Here is an 18,195-nt window from a genome sequence, read left to right on the forward strand (position 1 = left end):
GGCCATCAGCGCGGAACGTTCTTCTCACGGTCGTCCTCGGCGTCGGCTTTGCCGCCGCGGGGGTCGCTCTCGCCGGACAGGATGATTGACGCGTGGCACGACCGGAGATCTATGTCAGCACCGATGTCGAGACCGATGGGCCGATTCCCGGGCCGCATTCGATGCTCAGCTTCGCGTCGGCGGCGTACACGGCGGGGAAGGAACTGGTTGGCACTTTCAGCGCCAACCTGGTGACGCTGCCGGGGGCGGCCGGACATCCCGACACGATGGCCTGGTGGGCCACGCAACCGGACGCGTGGCGGGCCTGCCGGGAGAATCCCGAGGAGCCGGCCGAGGCGATGGTCCGCTATGCGAAGTGGCTCGGCGGACTGCCGGGCAAGCCGGTGTTCGTGGGCTATCCGGCGGCGTTCGACTTCATGTTCGTCTACTGGTATCTCATCCGGTTCACCGGGGCCAGCCCGTTCTCGCATTCGGCGCTCGACCTCAAGACGTACGCGATGGCTCTGCTCGGCACCGAGTTCCGGGCCACCACCAAGCGGAGCATGCCGCGGGCGTGGTTCGACGATCTGCCGCACCGCCATGTGGCCCTGGACGACGCGGTTGAGCAGGGCGCCCTGTTCTGCGCCATGCTCGCCGCTCGGTCCGGGTTCATCGCGACCTCATGAGGCGGCGCGACGGGCGGCCCAGACGGACAGCGCGGCGCAGACGGCGGTCAGGGACAGCGTCGCGGCGGTGATCGCGTTCTCGAACGAGTGGGTGGCGGCGGCGCTGGTGCCGACGTCGGTGAGCGAGCCGACCAGGACGGCGGCGACGATCGTGCCGGTCACCGCCAGGCCGACGCTGCTGGCGACCTCCTGGCCGGTGTCGTTGAGGGCGGCGCCGGTCGAGGTCTGGTCCTCGGGCAGGCCACGCATGACGGTGACGGTCGCGATGATCATGACTACCCGCATGCCGGCGGCGGCCACAGCCAGCGCGAGGGCGATCCACGCGTAGCTGTCGCGGCCGAGGAGGGCGTAGATGAGCAGGCCGGCGACGACCGCGGCGGCGCCGAGCGGACCGGCCACGCCGGCGCCGAGCCGGTCGACGATCTTCTCCACGAACGGGCCGATCGCGAGCATCACGACGATCTGCGGGAGGTTGCCGAGGGCGGCCTCGGCCGGCGACCAGCCCCAGACGAGCTGCAGCTGGAGCGTGACGCTGTAGGCGAGGGCGGCCATGCCGAGGCCGAGCGCGGCCTGGTAGGCGAGGCCGGCCGAGACGGTGGGGCGCTTGATCAGAGCGATGTCGATGAGCGGGTGGGCGGTGGTGCGTTCCCGGACGACGAACCCGATGGCGCTGAGCACGGCCCCGATCAACGCCGGCGCGGCGGTGAGCCAGCCGTTCTCGACGACCAGGGTGGCGGACCAGAGGGCGAGGATGATCGTGGCCGTGCCGAGCAGGGCGCCGAGCAGGTCGAGCGGGGTGCGGTTGCGGTTCGTCGCGTCGTCGGCGGGGATGCCGAAGCCGATGCACCCGATCGCGAGCACGGCGATCGGCACGTTGATGACCAGCAGAGTCTGCCAGGACGAGACCTGCAGGAGCAGGCCACCGAGGGTCGGGCCGGCGGCCAGGCCGATCAGGCCGACCGAGGAGATCACCCCGGTGGCGCGCATCAGCAGGTTCTCCGCGTCGAACAGGCGGAAGCACAGGGCCATGGTGCCGGGGGCGGTCATGGCGGCGGTGACGCCGATCGCGGCCCGCACGGCGATCAGCTCGCCGGGGGTGCGCACGACAAGCACGGCCAGGTTGGCCAGCGCGAACAGGACCAGGCCGACGAGCATCATGCGGCGGGTGCCGAACCGGTCGGCGATGGCCCCGAAGGCGATCATCAGGCCGCCGAAGAGCAGCGAGTAACCGCTGGTGATCCACTGCAGGTCGGCCGCGGTGGCGTGGAGGTCGCGGGCGATGGTCGGCAGCGCGACGTTGAGGACCGAGTTGTCGAGCATCTCCACCAGGAAGACCACCGACAACCCGAGAATGGCCGGCCAGACGGCACGCAGCGAGGTAGCTCGCGCCGGCATCACATCAACACTCATGAAAACCTCCTCAAATCCCTGGAACGGCGTTCCAGAACCCAGTGTGGAACGCCGTTCCAGGCATGTCAAGATGGTGCATGGCGCGGAACACGGACGGACTGTCCCGAGAACGGATCGTCGAGACGGCGGTCGAGCTGCTCGACTCGGCCGGCGAGAGCGGTTTGACCTTCCGTGCGCTCAGTGCGCGGTTGAAGACCGGGGCCGGAGCGATCTACTGGCACGTGGCGAACAAGGACGAACTGCTCGCGGCGGCCACCGACGGCGCCCTCGCCGGGGTGACCGCCGCCGGCCGCACACCCGAGGAGGCGATCCGGGCGGTCGCGATCGACGTGTTCGACGCGATCGACGCGCACCCGTGGATCGGCGGACAGCTCGCCCGTCTCACCTCACAACGCACGACGCTGCGCATCCTCGAGCGGCTCGGGCAACAGGTGCAGGCGTTGGGGGTGCCGGCGGAGGCCCTGTTCTACGCCGCTTCCGCGCTGCTCAACTACATCCTCGGGGTGGCCGGGCAGAACGCCGCGAACGCCCGCGCGCAGACCTGGGGCACCACTCGGTCGGAGGTGATCGGCGCCGAGTCGGAACTGTGGGCGAGCCTCGACCCGGCCGAGTTCCCGTTCGCGCGAGCCATCGCCGGCCAGCTGCGCGACCACGACGACCGCGAGCAGTTCCTGGCCGGCATCGACCTGATCATCGCCGGCATCAAGCAGACCAGCGAAGCCGGCACCACGCAGACCAGCGAAAGCGGCATCAAGTAGACCGGCGAAGGCGGCGTCAGGCGAACCAGTGCAGGCCCTGGCCGTGCGGGTGCGCCCACGCCAGCGGGCGCCCGTCCAGCGCGAGAACGTTGAAGAGCGTCTCGTCGGGCGGGTCCGGGAGACCATCGAACGCGACGGTGGCCGGGCCTTCGACGGAGATCCAGTGGCCCGGCAGATCGCGTACGCAATCGGAAAAAGCACTCAGCCGGTCGGAAGGCACCTGATAGAGCACCGAGGTGTGGAAAACGACGAGTGTGGCGTCCGCGGGCGCCTGCGCGGCCAGCGCCGGCAGGTCCTCGGCCAGGTCGCCTCGGTGCAGCGCGGGCGGCGCCGAGGCGGCGATCCGGGCCGCCGCCCGCAGGCGGTCGCGCCGGTGGTGATGTTCGGGCCAGATGAGCGATTCCAGCCAGCGCGCGTCGTCCGGGTCGGTGATGTCGAGCGGGTTGAGATCGAGTCCGGCCCGCCACCCGACCCGCGGCAGCGTCGTCGGCGGCGGCGCGCCGGTCAGCTCGCAGTCCAGCACCACGGTGCTCTCCCCGAGATCAAAACTTCCATATCGGTACGCGTACCGGTCGGGGTAGAGGTTGAGGCCGGCCGACGCGCCGATCTCCAGCAGCGCCAGTGGCTGGGGCAGCGCGGCGAGCACCGGCAACAACAGCGCACACCGGCCCACCTCGTTGGTCTGGGTCGCCCGGGTGCGCATCTCGGGCTCGATCCGCGGCCAGTTCGAACGCACGAAGTCGAGGAACGGCGGCGCCGACGTGACCGGGCCGCCGAGGTAGGTGACCACCGCGTACAGCAGATTGGGTTGGCGTTTGGCCGGCGGCAGCGAGTCGAGCAGGGTGAGCACACCCGGGTCGCGGGCGACGGCGACGGACAGTTCGGCATAGGCCGGGGAGCTGCGGTGTGCCTCCCGGGCGGCGAACTCCGCGTAGCTCCGGGCGGTCGACATCGCTGCCTCCGTGAGATCGGACATCCGGCTCCTGAAGTGCACGAACTACCACAGTTTGCACTCTTAACTATTCAGCGACACGTTAAAGGACTTGTTACCGGCACCTCGGCCCGGCGATGGTTTTCCGGTCGAGCCGGCCACCGGGCGAGCTGACTGCCACGGCGGTTGTTAGGTACGGGGGACCGTCAGGGCCGGGGCACGCGCGGCGGCGGCTCGGCCTTGCCGAGGGCGGCGAGTAAAATCCTGCTGTGTTGCGCATTTTCTTCACGTCGGAGGACATCGGCCGCGTCCGGATCGCCGCTGCGCCCGATCCGATGTGGGAGACGGTGTTCAGCGTCTTCCGCCTCCAGCGGCCCGGCCCGGCGCCGATCTATGGTCGGTGGCGTGAGCACGCGGTGCGCGCCAGCCGGCGGGCCGACCTCGATCTGCTGGTCCCGCTGATCCGGGGGCGCTACTACCCCGATTTCCTCACCCCCGCCGAGGGCCGGAGCGGCCTGTCCGACGGCCTCGAGGCGCTGCTGCGCACCCCGAAGGCCCGGCTCAAGCAGGACATGATCGAGCTCAGCCGGCTCGGCGAGCCGACCCCGTCGTGGATGCGCGAGCTCGCCGAGGGTGACGTGCCGATGCTCGAGCGGCTGGCCGGCGCGATGCACTCGCACTACCGCGCCGTGGTCGAGCCGTTCTGGGCCGAGGCGCAGGCGCACGTCGAAGCCGACCGGTCGCGGCGGGCGCGGGCGCTGCTCGACGACGGTTACGAGGGCCTGCTCGCCGGCTTCAAGCCGATGATGCGGTGGAACTCGCCGGTGCTCGAGGTGGAGACCCCGTTCGACCAGACCCTGTCGCTCGACGGGCGCGGGCTGTGGCTCGTCCCGTCGTACTTCTCGTGGGGCCAGCCCGACGTGCTCCGGGACCCCTCGCTGCCGCCGGTGCTCGTCTATCCGGTGCCGCGCGACCCCGAGCTCGTCGCCGACCGGAAGATGACGGCGAGCGCCGTGGCCGCGCTCATCGGGCCGACCCGCTCGTCGGTGCTCGAGTCGATCGGTGACGGCAGCACCACCTCCGAGCTGGCCCGCCGGGTCGGGGTCAGCGCCGCCTCGGTCAGCCAGCACACGGCGGTGCTGCGTGCGGCCCGGCTGATTCACACCAGCCGGGTCGGCAAGGCGGTGCTGCACACCATCACCCCGCTCGGCGCGGCGCTGCTGGGCGACCACAAGGGCCGGCTCAGAGACGGCTAGCCGCGCCGGCCGTGCGGGCCCGGGTGAGTCGCGCGGCGACCTCCGCCAGGGCTTCGCTCTCCGGACCGACGGCGAGGTGGAAGTGGCCGACCTTGGCCGGTTTCAGGTCGCCGCCCCAAGCCACCGTGCCGGCCAGGTCCTCGAGGATGTCGCGGACGATCGCCTCCTGGTGCGGCCACAGCTGCTCACTGCCACCGAGCGGATAGGCGTGCGGGTGCAGGGCGATGGCCGTACCGGAAAGATAGGCCGTCTCGAAGTTGGCGCCGACGATCGTCTCGTGGGTGAAGGCGGCGACGCCGCCACCCTCGCCGGTGTCGAGCGGGGCGATCTCGTAGTGCCAACGGCGGGCCACATGCAGGAGTACGGCGGCGACCGCGCCCGTGCGCACCGTGACCGTGGCGGTCGAGCCCTCGATCCGATGCTCGGCGACCGTGGCCGGGTCGATCCGCCAGCCGTTGAACGTGGTGCGCCCGGCGGCGTCCGCGGTGGTCACCGGACCCAGGACGGCGGCACCGGTCGCGGCGGCCGCGGCGGCACCGAAGAGAGTACGTCGGGTAACCAAGATCAGATCCCTTCGTCGAGACTGGACACACCGGGATCGCCGTCGGCGCGCCACACATCGTGGTCGAGACCCCAGCCCGGCTGGAGCTCGTACTCGCGGATCTGGTCGAACGCCCAGTTCTCCGGCATGCGCACGCCCAGGTTCCCGGAGTATTGCCAGGACATCGCCGCGACCAGGGACCACTTCGCACCGACCTCGCGGGAGATGCGGGTGCAGACGTTACGGGCGCCGTAGACGCCGAACGTGTAGCGGTTGCCGGCCGCGGCCAGCGCCGCCTGCACCCCCTGGAAGTACGGCTTGACGTTGCTGTCCACATCGGCGTCGAGGGCGTCGTAGTCGACCGCGAAGTAGATGCACGTGCCGGCCGGGAGTTTGTGCTCGACCGCCTTGTTGTGGGCGACGGCGCCCTGGTCGTACCCCTTGTCGTAGGTGAAGTTGGCGAGGACGGTGCCGTTGTACTGGAAGATCGGGAACAGCCGGAGCCCGGCGTTCAGGATCGTCTGCGGCTCGCCCGGCTTGAGCGCCTTGCCCAGGTAATAGGGGTCGGTCGGCGGCAGGTGCTCGTCGAGATAACGCCCGACGATGCGGTAACCGGCCGCGTAGAGGGCCTGGCCGCGCTCCGCGGTGATCTCGGCGATGCCGTCGCAGGCCGCGCCCGGCCGGGTCGAGTCGCCCGTCGAGATGAGCAGTTCGGCCCAGGTGGCGAAGTCGTTGGTGGCGGTCTGCGGGATCTGGGTGAACTGCTGGAAGGCCCGCAGCCAGGCCAGGTGGCTCGGGGTCGGGTCGCCGGTCTCGATGTCGATCGGCTGGTAGGCGACACCGGGCGGCACCGGGGAGTTGAGGTAGCAGGCCGACCGGAACAGGTAGCGCAGATCGGACGGCAGCGGCGAGACCGAGCCCTTGGTCTTCAGGCCGGCCTGGGTGCCCGGTCCGAAGTAGCCGTTGATCGAGTTGATGTCGACGCCGATCTCGTACTGCACCGCCATGATCAGGGCGTTCTGCAGGTCACGGGACGGGACGCCGTCGCACGGGGCCAGGCTCATCGCCGGGATGCCCAGCCCCACCGTGTAGCGCGAGTTGAGTCGCTGCTGCAGCTTCTGGACGGTCAGATCGCCGCTGCCGCCCAGGCGGAACTGGTCCATCCGCATCAGTGCCTTGCAGATGTGCGGCCAGCCCTGGTTGCCGTAGGCGATGCCGGCGTCGGTGAACAGCTGCGCCAGCGACGACTGCGACTGGGTGCTCCACACGCCGAGGTCGGTCGACGCCCAGTAACCCTTGCACCACAGGCCGGCGTTGTAGACGCGGATCAGGTTGGTGTTGGTCTCGGCCAGCGGCAGCAGGTTGCGCTTCTTGACCGCGGTGAACGTGCCGGGCCCGAAATTCTGCACGGTCGGCCGGATGCCCAGCTCGTACTGCAGGGCCTGGGTCAGCGACAGCACGGTCGCCCAACCCGTCAGCCCGTCCTCCGGGCAGCGAATATAGCCGGGTGCGGCCTGGTAGGTGGCGTTAACCCACTGCTGTACGGCCAGAACATTGATGTCGGTCATCGCTCCCCCATGAGATCGATGTATAGCACCATTCGGTCGCCCGTGGGTCTTACCCTGAACCCCGTCATGATGATCATCCGTCGCCGCGTCATTGTCGCGGCTGCCGCCGCGCTGCTTGCCGTCAGCTCCCCCTGGGCATGGACCTCGCTGTCCGCCCAAGGCCATGTGTACGCGGAAAGTGACGCCCCCGTCGCCGACGTGGCGATCGTGCTCGGCACCGAGGTCGTCGACGGTGCACCGTCCCCGCGGCTGGCCGGCCGGCTCGAGACCGCGGCCCTGCTCGTGTCCACCGGCCGGGCCCGCACGCTGCTGGTCTCCGGTGACGGCAACGGCGCCTCCGGCAACGAACCGGCGGCCATGACCGACTATCTGGTCTCCCTCGGGGTCCCGGCCGAGAAGATCGTGCCGGACCCGTACGGCCTGGACACGTACGACACGTGCATCCGCGCCCGGGATGTGTACGGCGTGCGACGGGCGCTCGTGGTCACCCAGTCGTACCACGTGCGGCGGGCCGTCACGCTGTGCCGCCACCTGGGCATCGACGCCGACGGCGTGGTCGCCCCGTGCCATTGCGGCTGGGTCCTCGCCACCAACAAGTGGATCCGCGACTACCTCGCCAGCGGCAAGGCGGTGTGGGACGTGGTGCGCGACCGGCCCCCGGCAAATCGATCGAAGTAATCACAACAGTTGATGTTGATCAATGGCTTTGCCAGTCTGGCCGGGTGAAGACACACATCAGACGCACCCTCGCCGTCGCCGGCAGTGTGGTGCTGGCCGTCGGCATCACCCCCGCCGTGCCGGCCTTGGCGGCCCCGCACCGGGCAGCCCCCCAGCGGGCGGCCGCCCCGTCGGCGCCGGCCGACTACGACGCGCGGCGCGACCCGGCCGTCACCGGCGCCCTCGCCGCCAAGGCCGCCCGCCTGGTGGCCGAGCCGTCGCCCGCGCTCAGCGACCTCCGCACCGAACTCGGCGACCAGGGCATCGTCGACCTGGACCCGCTCACCAGCACGCCCCGGCAGGTGGCCAAGCTCGACGGCTTCCTGACCGGCCCGTCGCGCAAGCCGGCCGTGCGGGTCGCCCAGGACTACCTCAAGGCCCACGCCGACCTGTTCGGGGTCGACCCGGCCACCCTCGAACCGCGCCGCGACTACGTCGACGTCGAGGGCACCCATCACCTCAGCTTCCTGCAGCGGGTCGGGGACGTGCCGGTGTTCGGCAACGGCATCCGGGCCGACGTCGCCCGCAACGGCGCGCTGATCCAGATGACCGGCTCACCCGTCCGGCAGATGCCGGCCGCCCTCGCCGGCGCCCGGCTCACCGGGAGCCAGGCGCTCGACACGGCCCGCCGCGACGCCCGCGAAACCCGTACCACCCCCAGCGACAAGGCCCACCTGGTCGCCTTCCCGACCACGGCCGGGCTGCGGCTCGGCTACCAGACCCTGACCATGCAGACCGGCTACCTGCACGTCGTCGACGCACAGACCGGCCGCATCCTCTACCGGCAGAGTCTGACCGACCACGAGGCCGGCCCCGACGCGCTGGTCTGGGACAACTACCCGGGCGCGCCGGCCGGCGGCAAGCAGCGGCCGGTCTCGTTGCGCAAGTGGCTGTCGCCGACCGCGACCACCCTCACCGGCAACTCCTCGCACGTGTTCTCCGACGTCGACGACGACAACGTCGCCGGCGCCGGGGAAGAGGTCGGACCGAGCTCGCCCGGCCACTTCCGCTACCCGATGAAGGACTTCACCGCGCAGGCCGGCGGCCTCTGCTCGGCCCAGTACCGCTGCACGTGGGACCCGTTCGTGGCCTACTCGTGGCAGGACAACCGGGCCATGGCCGCCACCCAGCTGCTCTACTTCACCTCGGTGTTCCACGACCACCTGCAGGCGGCGCCGATCGGGTTCACCCGGGCGGCCGGCAACTTCGAGACCCGCGACGGCGACCAGGTCGAGGTCAACGATCTCGACGGGGCCGACACCGACAACGGCTTCCCGGACGGCAACCACGTCGACAACGCCAACATGGCCACCCCGCCCGACGGCACCCCGCCGACCATGCAGATGTACCTGCAGCCGGCCGCCAACGACCCGACCGACCCGTGGGTGGCGTCCGACACCGGCAACGAGGCGTCGTCGGTCTACCACGAATACACCCACGGCCTGTCCAACCGGCTCGTCGTGGACGCGGCCGGGGTGTCCACCCTCAACGGCCCGCAGTCCGGGGCGATGGGCGAGGCCTGGAGCGACTGGTACGCCTACGACTACCTGCAGAGCAAGGGGCTGGAGAAGGACACCGCCAAGCCCGGCGAGCTGGTCGTCTTCGAGTACTCCACGGGCGGGGCCAACACGATCCGTACCGAGCCGCTCGACTGCCCGGTCGGTGCACCCGCGACGGTCTGCGCCGGCACCGCGACGGCGGGACCCGGCGGTTACACGTACGGTGACTTAGGGAAGATCTCGCGCCGCGGCGCCGAAGTGCACGCCGACGGCGAGATCTGGGCCCAGACCCTGTGGGACCTGCGCACCGCGCTCGGCAGCCGGCTCAGCGAGTCGCTGGTCACCCGGGCCATGGAGCTCAGCCCGGCCGATCCGTCCTACCTGGACATGCGCAACTCGATCCTGATGGCCGACCTGGTGGTCGCGTCCGGCCGGCACCAGAAGGCGATCTGGAAGGTCTTCGCCAACCGCGGCATGGGCTTCTTCGCGGCCAGTGTCGACGGCTCCGACACCGCGCCGGCCGAGGACTTCTCGCTCCCGCCGGCGCCGCGCTCGCCGAAGAGCTCGGTCTCCGGCACCGTCACCAACGACGGCACCGGCCAGCCGGCGGCCGGTGTGGCGGTCACTTTCGGCGGCCACAGCTCGGGCTTCGCCGGCTCCTACGCGGCGGTCACCGACGCCAACGGCCACTACCAGATCAAGAACGTCTACGTCGGCACCTACCCGAAGGTCGCGGCCAGCGGCAACGGCTTCGAACGCCAGGTCAAGACGGTCACCGTCGGCAAGGCACCGGCCACCGTCGACTGGACCGTCCGGCGCGACTGGGCGGCCTCTCGGGGCGGTGCCCAGCTGACCGACTTCAACGGCGACGACTACAGCGACTACGGTTGCGGCCCCGCCCAGACGATCGACATGTCCCAGGGCACCGGGTGGAGTTCGGACGCGGTGCTGACCGGCGGAACCGCGATCGACCCCCGGTTCGTCACCATCCAGCTGCCGACCGCGGTCGACGTGACGTCGATCGCGGTGAACCCGACGGGCAACTGCGGCGACGACCCGAGCTCGTCGGCCGGCGACTACCGGGTCGAGACGTCCACCGACGGCACCACCTGGACGACCGCGGCCACCGGCCACTTCGGCCCGGCCGACCGCGACCGGATGAACGCCGTCCCGCTGACCGCCGGCACCGCCGCCGTGCGGTTCGTGCGCTACACGATGCTCGGCACCCAGGTGGCCGACGAGGGCGGCACCTGCCCGAGCCAGCTCTCCGGCTGCGGCTTCGTCGACACCGTCGAGGTCGGCGTCTACGGCGGAACCGCCTGATCAGGGCGACGCGGATCAGCGCTTCGCGGCGCTGATCCGCGTCGTCGGGCTACAGGTTGTTGATCCGGGCCAGCAGCTCGGCCTCGGTCAGGTTCTCCAGGACCGCGTCCTGCTTGCGGCCCAGGACCGTCAGCAGCTTCTCCTTCTCCAGCTTCTTGGCCGCCGCCGCCTTCGCCGCCTGGTCCTCCGCCAGACGGATGGCGATGACGTGCTTGACGACCGCCAGCTTGGCCTCCAGGGTCGCCTTGGCCGGATTGGCCTCGGTGGCCACGAACGACTCGGTGTCGACGGTCTTGAGCTCGGCGTTGACGGCCTTGGCCACGTCGTCGAGGCTGAAGCCGGACTTGGCGGTCAGCGGAAGCTCCCACAGCTGTTCGGTGGTCAGCAGTCCCTTGGTCGACGGGTACCGGAACTTCTCCCGGGTGGCCTTCTCGAAAATGGTCACGGTCGCCTTCCTCGGTGGTCGGGGTGACGGATCAGAACTGGATGCTCAGCAGGCGGCGCCGGCCACCGGTCGTGGTCACCTTGGCCACCACCGAGTTGCGGACGGTGGAGCTGAAGCCGAGGCCGGACAGCTGGTCCGGGGACGGCTCGCATTTGCTGCGGTCCCCGAGAACCTCGAACACCTTGCGGTGCGGCTGCAGGTCGCGGCGGAGGAACTCGTTGTAGATCCCCCGGGTCGGCTGGTCGTTCACGCACCCCTTCAGCATGAAGAAGTAGTGGCGGTTGCCGATCTCGTTGTCGTCGAAGTGGTTCGGTGAGTACATGAGGGTGGAGACCGGCACGAACTGTTCGGTGGTGATGCCCCACAGGTCCTTGCTCGCGTTTCCCGGCTGAATGTCCTTACCCGGCCGGAATGCGGTGATCACCCCGCCGGCCACCGTCATCCGGCCCACCTCGACGGTCTGCTTGTGGCCGACCGCCCGCTCGTAGCGGTAATGCTCGACCTTCCCGTCGCTCTCGGTCTCGATCATGAAGCCGATCGGGGAGCTGTCCCGCTTGCGGTACTGGTTCACCTCGATCCGGTACTCGCCGTCGGCGACCTGGTGGGCCCAGGTGACGTTCTCCACCGGCTCCCGGGAGAACGGCCCGTGCGCGTTCATGTCGACGTCCAGCTTGTCGCGCTTCTCCTGGTACCAGATGTGGGTGCCGTCGGGTTCGAACACGTGCAGGTCGAGGTCGTCGTGATTGAACCAGGACAGGCTCACCCGCAGCTTGCCGGTGACGTTGCCACCGGCCCGCTTGACCTTCTCCTTGATCGAGTCGGTCACGTTTCCGCCGTACGACCAGGCGAAATCGTTGTCCCAGGTGAACAGCCGCGGGGCGGTCGGGTTCCGGCCGGTGGTGAGACTGACGAAGTTCGGCTCGTGGCTGGTGGCGACCCACAGGTCGATGGCCGCGGCGCCGGGCAGGACGTCCTTCATGAAGGTGACCACCGGAACCTGCTCCGGCTTCGCGTCCCGGCGCGAACCGGCCGATCCGGTGGTGGCCGCCCGCATCAGCAGCCCTTCGATGCCGTCCTTCATCCGCGACTGGGTGTCGTTGTCGACCCACAGCACGTTGTTGACCGACACGTCGGACAGCCGGGCGAACCGGCGCTGCAACGACTCCTCGATGCCCAGCTCGTCGATGGTCTTCATGGCGGCCTTCACCATGGCCGGGGTGATCAGCGCCGTGGGGCGCTGGTAGTTCTGCGGTGCCACCTTCGTCTCGAACGACCGGACCGCCTGCTCCAGGTCGACACCCGCGGACAGATCCTGGACGAGGGTGCCGAGCACCGTGTTACGGAACCGGGCCACCGGGTTCAGGGCGTTGGCGAACACGAAGGCTTCCCGGTCGGTTGCCTGCGTCCACCGGTTCTGCAGAGACCGGAACTCGGTCACCGCCCGGCGATGCTCCGTGCCGCGGTAGAGGGCGTTGTCGTCGATCAGGTCGACGACGGTGTCCAGCGCGGGCCGGCTCAGTTCGGCCAGGCCACGCTGGAACACCTGCACCGCGGCGTCGAAGTCGCCCCGGGCCGCACCGACGTCGCCGGTGCGGTGCCGCTTCTCCACCCGGCCGTGCAGGTGGTGCCACACCTCGACCTGCCCGTCGCGCAGCGTCCGGGTCGTCTTCGCTCCGTACTGCGCCTCGGTGGACCGGAAGATGCCGGACAGCGGCAGCGTGCCGACGAACTCGTCCATCGCGGTGGCGACGACGGAGAAGACCGGGTCCGATGTGGACACGCCGGACCAGAGGGTACGGACCTGCCCGTCGTGGATCTCGACGACGTTGCCGAAGTGCTTGACGAAAACGCGGCAGGTCGAGCAGTCGTACTCGGACCGCTCACGGAAGCGCAGATTGGAGCCGGCCGGAAAGGAATCGAGAAAGGTGAGCCAGAGCGAGTCCCGGTCGAGGCCGTCGCCGACGACGAACAACTCGCCCTTGGACATCGCGGACAGACGTGTGGTCACGTCCGTCACGAACTGCTGGAAACCGCTCACCCTGTCATCCCCCTTGATCAGGGCAGATCTTAGGGAACGCGCGGAATCGCCGAAACGCATTTCCGGCCGAGCCGGCGCGCAGGTCCGCGAGATCGGCCGAGGTGACTCATCATTGACCGGTGTTCTCGTTGGCCACTCCCCCACTGTTCGCCGCCCTCGCGCCGGCCCGCCGGGTGCTGATCGCCGGGGCCGGCGGGGGCTTCGACGTCTACGCCGGGCTGCCGCTCGCCATCGCGCTCTGGGACCAGGGTGTCGAGGTGCACCTGGCCAGCCTGTCGTTCTCCGAACTCGAACTCGTCGGCCGGGAGTCGTGGCCGTCCGACAACGTCGTGGCGATCACCCCCGGGACGACCAGTCCGGACTGGTATTTCCCGGAGGGGGCGCTGTCCCGCTGGCTCGCCGAGCATGACCTGCCGTCGACCGTCTACGCGTTCCCGCCGTCGGGCGTGCAGCCGTTACGGGCGGCGTACCGGTATCTGATCGAGCAGTTGAATCTTGACGCGGTGGTGCTGGTCGACGGCGGGACCGACATTCTGCTCCGCGGTGACGAGAACTCGCTCGGCACGCCCGTCGAGGACCTCACCAGCGTGGCCGCGGTGACCGCGCTCGACGTGCCGGTCAAACTCGTGACCAGTCTCGGCTTCGGAATCGACGCCAACGACGGGGTCAACCACGTGCAGGTGTTGGAGAACCTCGCGGCGCTCGACCGGGACGGCGGCTATCTCGGGGCGCTGTCGATCCCGGGCGCGGGCCGGGAGGCGGTGCTCTACCGGGACGCGGTGGCGCATGCCGCGGCGGCCACGCCCGACCGGCCGAGCATCGTCAACGGGCAGATCGCGGCGGCGACCAGCGGGGCGTTCGGGAACGTGCAGTTCACCCGGCGCACCAGCGGCAGCACGCTGTTCGTCAACCCGCTGATGGCCGTCTATTTCACTGTCGACCTCGACAAACTGGCCGCCCGGTGCCTCTATCTGGACCGCATCGAGAACACCGTCGGGCGACGGCAGGTGATCACTCGGCTCGAGGCGTTTCGCGCGGAGATGACTTCGACCCGGGTCCCGCGCGCCTATCCGCACTGACCGCCCGCAGGCTCGCCAGCAGGCGCAGCCGGTCGGCGTGCGGGCCGCCGGGCTCGGCTGTCCAGACCAGCATCACCGGGCCGGGATCGCCGGGCAGCGGGTAGGTGTCCCAGTCGAGCACCAGCTCGCCCACCTCGGGGATGCGGAAGGTCTTGGAGCCGCTGACCGACGCCCGTACGTCATGCCTTGCCCACAGCCGCCGGAACTCGGCGCTCCGGATGCTCAGCTCGCCGACGATCGCGGTGGCGCGCGGGTGGGTGGGGTCGGTGGCGACGGCGGCCCGCATCATGCCGATGTAGTCGAGGGCCTGCTGCTCCCAGTCGGGGCAGCTCCGCTGGGCGGTCATGGTGTCGTCGAACATCAGCAGCAGCATGTTGAGCCGGTCGGGCGGGTGGCCCGCCGGATCGCCGAGCAGCGCCTCGGCCATCGGGTTCCAGTCGAGCAGGTCGAGATGCCGGCCGAGCACCACGGCCGGGGTGTCCATCACCCGCAGCAGCCGCCGGGTGCCGGGCGGCACCCGCTCGGGGGTGCGGTCGACGGGCGCGGGCATCGGCCGGCGGGCGGCGCGGGCCAGGGTGAACAGGTGCCGGCGCTCGGCGTCGTCGAGGCCGAGCGCGCCGGCGAGGGCCTCGAGCACGTCGTCGGACGGGCGGACCTCGCGGCCCTGCTCCATCCGCTGGTAGTAGTCGGTGCTCAGCCCGGCCAGCAGGGCCAGCTCCTCGCGCCGCAGCCCGGCCACCTTGCGCCGGCCACCCGGTTCGAGCCCGACGTCGGCCGGATGCAACCGAGCACGGCGGGCCCGCAGGAAATCGCCGAGCTCACGGGCGTACGGATGGGTCATGCCGCAAGTGTGCCGCCTGGCCGGACCGGGTGGGTAGGTCTGCCATTCCTAGGCTGGCCGGTACGACCGGACCGATCGTGATCAGCCTTAACGTCGCCCCATGACCACCTTGAACGCCATCGTCACCGGCGCCAACTCGGGCATCGGCTTCGTCACCGCCACGCAACTGGCCCGGCAGGGCGCCCACGTCGTGCTGGCCGTCCGCAACGTCCCCGCCGGCCGCCAGGCCGCTCGCCGGATCGGCGGGAGCGTCGAGGTGCGCGAGCTCGACCTGGCCTCGCTCGATTCGGTACGCGCGTTCGCCGCCGACCTGCCGCACCCGGCGATCGACCTGCTGATCAACAACGCCGGCGTGGTGCTCCTCGGTCCACGCCGCACCACCGCCGATGGCTTCGAACTGCACCTCGGCACCAACATGCTCGGCCATTTCGCACTCACCGGCCGGCTGCTCGACCGGCTGGCCAAGGCCCCGGCGGCGCGGGTGGTGAGCCTCAGCTCGATCACCCACAAGCGGGCCCGCCTCGACTTCGACGACCTGATGTTCGAGCGCGACTACCGGGCCGCGGCGGCGTACGGCCGGTCGAAGCTGGCCACCACGCTCTTCGGCGTCGAACTCGACCGCCGGCTCCGCGCCACCGGCTCCCCGATCCTGAGCCTGCTGGCCCACCCCGGTCTGACCCGCACCAACCTGACCCCGCGCGCCTGGGCGCACCGCGGCCGCCTCGGCCGGATCTTCGCGTCGGCCGGCCTGCTGGTGACCCAGCCGGTGGAGCGGGGCGCGCAGCCGACCTTGCGCGCCGCGCTCGGCCCGGACGTACACAGTGGACAGTTTTTCGGACCGGCCGGCTTGCGGGAGACGCGCGGCCGGGTGACCGAGGCCCGGTTGAGCCGCGAGGCCGCCGACCCGGCCATCGGCCGCCGGTTGTGGGCAGCGGCGGAGGACCTGACCGCCGTGAGCTTCCGCTGAGCGGCGCCTCCGGCGTTCCCGGGCGGCCGCCACCGGCTCAGCCGCGCAGCACCACCAGTTGGCGGGTGGCCCGGGTCATCGCGACGTAACGGTCGACCGCGCCCTCGACGCCGTCGCCGAAACTCTCCGGGTCGACCAGGATGACCAGGTCGAACTCCAGGCCCTTGGCCAGCTCCGGGGTGAGCCGGCGGACCCGGCCGGGTCCCGGGCGCTCGACCGTGCCGATCACGCAGGCGGTGCCCTCGTCGTGGGTGGCCAGCCACTCCTCGAGGATCTTGTCCAGCTCGGCCGTGGAACCGTGCCGGACCGGGATGCCGCTGCCGCGGATCGACGTCGGCACGTTGGCGTCGGGCAGGACGGCCCGGATCACCGGCTCGGCCTCGGCCATCACCTCGGCCGGGGTGCGGTAGTTGATCGTCAGCGACGCCAGGGTGGTGCGGTCGAGGCCGATCCGCGCCAGGCGTTGCGGCCAGCTCTCGGGGAAGCCGCGCCGGGCCTGGGCGCGGTCGCCGACGATCGTGAAGCTGCGGGACGGACAGCGCAGCAGCAACATCTGCCACTGCGCGTCGGTCAGTTCCTGCGCCTCGTCGACGACGACGTGCGCGAACGGGCCGGCCAGCCGGTCGGGGTCGACCCGGCTGATCTCCGCCTCGTCGACCAGCGAGGTGCGCATGTCGGCACCGCGCAGCATCGACCACAGCCCCTCGCCGTCGTCGTGGGCGTTGGCCGCGAGCAGATCGTCGACGACATGGTCCATCCGTTCCCGCTGGGCGGCCAGGGTGGCGGCGTCGCGGCGGCCGCGCCGGGCCGCCTCGGCGTCGCCGAGGCGCTGCCGGGCCGCGTCGAGCAGCGGGAGATCTTCGATCGTCCACGCCCGGGCGTCCGGCCGCTGCAACCGCCGCACCTCGGCCGGGCTCAGCCAGGGCGCGCATTTGCGGAGGTACGCCGGGACCGTCCACAGGTCGGCGACCAGATCGGTGGGTTCGAGCAGGGGCCAGGCGCGGTTGAACGCCGTACGCAAATCTTGGTTCTGCCTCAACGAGGGGTCGCCCAGGATCTCGATCAGCTCGGCCCAGACCTGCTCGCGCGCCTCGTTGTGCGGGGTGCCCGGCTCGGCCGCCTCGAACGCCGCGGCCCACTCGCGGGCCGTCACCCGGATGTCCGCCTCCTCGCCGCCGACCGTCATCGTCGTGGTCGGCGGCTCCTCGTAGAACCGGACCGCCGCCTCGATCGCCCCGACCATCGCGGCCGAGGATTTCAGGCGGCTCACCGCCGGATCGCTCTCCGGCCCGGCCGCGGCGCCCTCGGCGACCAGATCCCGCAGCGTGCACGTCTGCACGTCCTGTTCGCCGAGGCTGGGCAGCACGTCGGCGATGTAGTTGAGGTAGGGCTGGTGCGGGCCGACCACCAGCACCCCGCCCCGCCGCTGGTGCAGACGCGGATCGGTGTAGAGGAGGTAGGCCGTGCGGTGCAGGGCCACGACGGTCTTTCCGGTGCCCGGACCGCCGTCGACGATCAGCGCGCCGCTGGAGCTCGCCCGGATGATCGCGTCCTGGTCGGCCTGGATGGTGCCGAGCACGTCACGCATCCGGGGCTCGCGGCTGTTGCCCAGGCTGGTGATGAACGCCGACTCGTAGTCGAGGGCGGCACTCTCCGGCGCGTCGGCGCTGAACGCCTCGTCCCAGTAATCGGTGACGCGCCCGCGGTTCCAGCGGTAGCGCCGACGGGTGATCAGGTCCATCGGGTGGGCGTGGGTGGCCGCGAAGAACGGCTCGGCGGCCGGCGAGCGCCAGTCGACGAGCAGCCGGCGGCCGGCACCGTCGGTCAGTCCGAGCCGGCCGATGTAGATCGGGCCGTCCGCCCCGACCATCCGGCCGAGGCACAGGTCGAGGCTGAAGCGGCGCAGGGTGCGCAGCCGGGCGCTGAGCCGCCGCACCTCCTGGTCGCGATCCACCGCCTGACGCCCCTTGCCGGCGGCACTTCTCCGGACGGCGTCGAGCCGGTCGGTCAGCTCGGCCACCAGCCCCGCCAGACTCTGCGCGATGTCCGCGAAGTGCCGCTCGTCGTCGGCGACCAGCGCCGGGTCAGCCTTGGCCGGGTGCTGCTGAAGATCAAAAACACTGGCAGTAACCGGACTCACGTCATCAGCTCCCGTTT

Annotated in this window: 15 protein-coding genes; 7 read left to right on the forward strand and 8 right to left on the reverse strand. The window is 70.7% G+C overall.

Annotation, left to right across the window (positions count from 1 at the left end; translation table 11 throughout):
• The first annotated feature begins 92 nt into the window (after positions 1–92).
• Positions 93–665 (forward strand): 3'-5' exonuclease family protein, encoded by a 573-nt coding sequence (locus Afe05nite_RS37695; protein ID WP_203822105.1) that lies wholly within the window; start codon positions 93–95, stop codon positions 663–665.
• Here Afe05nite_RS37695 and Afe05nite_RS37700 read toward each other — a convergent pair.
• Positions 660–2,075, reverse strand: a complete 1,416-nt coding sequence (locus Afe05nite_RS37700; protein WP_203822106.1) for an MFS transporter — start codon at positions 2,073–2,075, stop codon at positions 660–662. The two genes, Afe05nite_RS37695 and Afe05nite_RS37700, sit on opposite strands and share 6 nt — an antisense overlap.
• 77 nt (positions 2,076–2,152) lie before the next feature.
• Here Afe05nite_RS37700 and Afe05nite_RS37705 point away from each other — a divergent pair, with 77 nt between their 5' ends.
• Positions 2,153–2,833: a TetR/AcrR family transcriptional regulator C-terminal domain-containing protein gene (locus tag Afe05nite_RS37705; RefSeq protein WP_203822107.1), complete on the forward strand. Its 681-nt coding sequence runs from the start codon at positions 2,153–2,155 to the stop codon at positions 2,831–2,833.
• Positions 2,834–2,849: 16 nt separating this feature from the next.
• Here the strand turns inward: Afe05nite_RS37705 and Afe05nite_RS37710 are convergent, their stop codons facing one another.
• Entirely contained in the window at positions 2,850–3,785 is a 936-nt protein-coding gene (locus Afe05nite_RS37710; protein ID WP_203822138.1) for a DUF2332 domain-containing protein, read from the reverse strand.
• A 248-nt stretch (positions 3,786–4,033) separates the two neighbouring features.
• Between Afe05nite_RS37710 and Afe05nite_RS37715 the strand changes: the two genes are divergently transcribed.
• Positions 4,034–5,020 (forward strand): ArsR/SmtB family transcription factor, encoded by a 987-nt coding sequence (locus Afe05nite_RS37715; protein ID WP_239118499.1) that lies wholly within the window; start codon positions 4,034–4,036, stop codon positions 5,018–5,020.
• Here Afe05nite_RS37715 and Afe05nite_RS37720 read toward each other — a convergent pair.
• Positions 5,007–5,582, reverse strand: coding sequence for a hypothetical protein (locus Afe05nite_RS37720; protein WP_203822108.1), 576 nt, complete (start codon positions 5,580–5,582; stop codon positions 5,007–5,009). The two genes, Afe05nite_RS37715 and Afe05nite_RS37720, sit on opposite strands and share 14 nt — an antisense overlap.
• A 2-nt stretch (positions 5,583–5,584) precedes the next feature.
• Positions 5,585–7,129, reverse strand: a complete 1,545-nt coding sequence (locus tag Afe05nite_RS37725; RefSeq protein ID WP_203822109.1) for a glycoside hydrolase domain-containing protein — start codon at positions 7,127–7,129, stop codon at positions 5,585–5,587.
• A 66-nt stretch (positions 7,130–7,195) separates the two neighbouring features.
• On the opposite strand from Afe05nite_RS37725, the gene Afe05nite_RS37730 reads away from it, so the two are divergent.
• Together Afe05nite_RS37730 and Afe05nite_RS37735 are read left to right on the forward strand one after the other, a co-directional pair.
• Positions 7,196–7,807 (forward strand): SanA/YdcF family protein, encoded by a 612-nt coding sequence (locus tag Afe05nite_RS37730; RefSeq protein ID WP_203822110.1) that lies wholly within the window; start codon positions 7,196–7,198, stop codon positions 7,805–7,807.
• Between the two features lie 44 nt (positions 7,808–7,851).
• Entirely contained in the window at positions 7,852–10,668 is a 2,817-nt protein-coding gene (locus tag Afe05nite_RS37735; RefSeq protein ID WP_239118500.1) for a M36 family metallopeptidase, read from the forward strand.
• 49 nt (positions 10,669–10,717) lie between these two features.
• Here Afe05nite_RS37735 and Afe05nite_RS37740 read toward each other — a convergent pair whose 3' ends face one another.
• Both Afe05nite_RS37740 and Afe05nite_RS37745 read right to left on the reverse strand, forming a co-directional pair.
• Complete coding sequence (locus tag Afe05nite_RS37740) at positions 10,718–11,113, reverse strand: hypothetical protein (RefSeq protein ID WP_203822111.1); 396 nt, start codon at positions 11,111–11,113, stop codon at positions 10,718–10,720.
• A gap of 31 nt (positions 11,114–11,144) precedes the next feature.
• Positions 11,145–13,151: a DUF8224 domain-containing phage-derived protein gene (locus Afe05nite_RS37745; RefSeq protein ID WP_203822112.1), complete on the reverse strand. Its 2,007-nt coding sequence runs from the start codon at positions 13,149–13,151 to the stop codon at positions 11,145–11,147.
• Between the two features lie 119 nt (positions 13,152–13,270).
• On the opposite strand from Afe05nite_RS37745, the gene Afe05nite_RS37750 reads away from it, so the two are divergent.
• Positions 13,271–14,230 carry a DUF1152 domain-containing protein gene (locus tag Afe05nite_RS37750; RefSeq protein WP_203822113.1) on the forward strand — a complete coding sequence of 320 codons (960 nt, stop codon included), beginning with the start codon at positions 13,271–13,273 and terminating at the stop codon, positions 14,228–14,230.
• Here the strand turns inward: Afe05nite_RS37750 and Afe05nite_RS37755 are convergent.
• Positions 14,163–15,071, reverse strand: coding sequence for a helix-turn-helix transcriptional regulator (locus Afe05nite_RS37755; protein WP_203822114.1), 909 nt, complete (start codon positions 15,069–15,071; stop codon positions 14,163–14,165). The two genes, Afe05nite_RS37750 and Afe05nite_RS37755, sit on opposite strands and share 68 nt — an antisense overlap.
• A gap of 100 nt (positions 15,072–15,171) precedes the next feature.
• Between Afe05nite_RS37755 and Afe05nite_RS37760 the strand changes: the two genes are divergently transcribed.
• Positions 15,172–16,038 (forward strand): oxidoreductase, encoded by an 867-nt coding sequence (locus Afe05nite_RS37760; RefSeq protein ID WP_203822115.1) that lies wholly within the window; start codon positions 15,172–15,174, stop codon positions 16,036–16,038.
• A gap of 37 nt (positions 16,039–16,075) precedes the next feature.
• Here Afe05nite_RS37760 and helR read toward each other — a convergent pair whose 3' ends face one another.
• On the reverse strand, positions 16,076–18,178 hold the full coding sequence (gene helR / locus Afe05nite_RS37765) for an RNA polymerase recycling motor ATPase HelR (RefSeq protein WP_438869580.1): 2,103 nt from the start codon (positions 18,176–18,178) through the stop codon (positions 16,076–16,078).
• Positions 18,179–18,195: the final 17 nt, after the last annotated feature.

This window comes from Paractinoplanes ferrugineus (assembly GCF_016862195.1).
Lineage (GTDB): Bacteria > Actinomycetota > Actinomycetes > Mycobacteriales > Micromonosporaceae > Actinoplanes > Actinoplanes ferrugineus.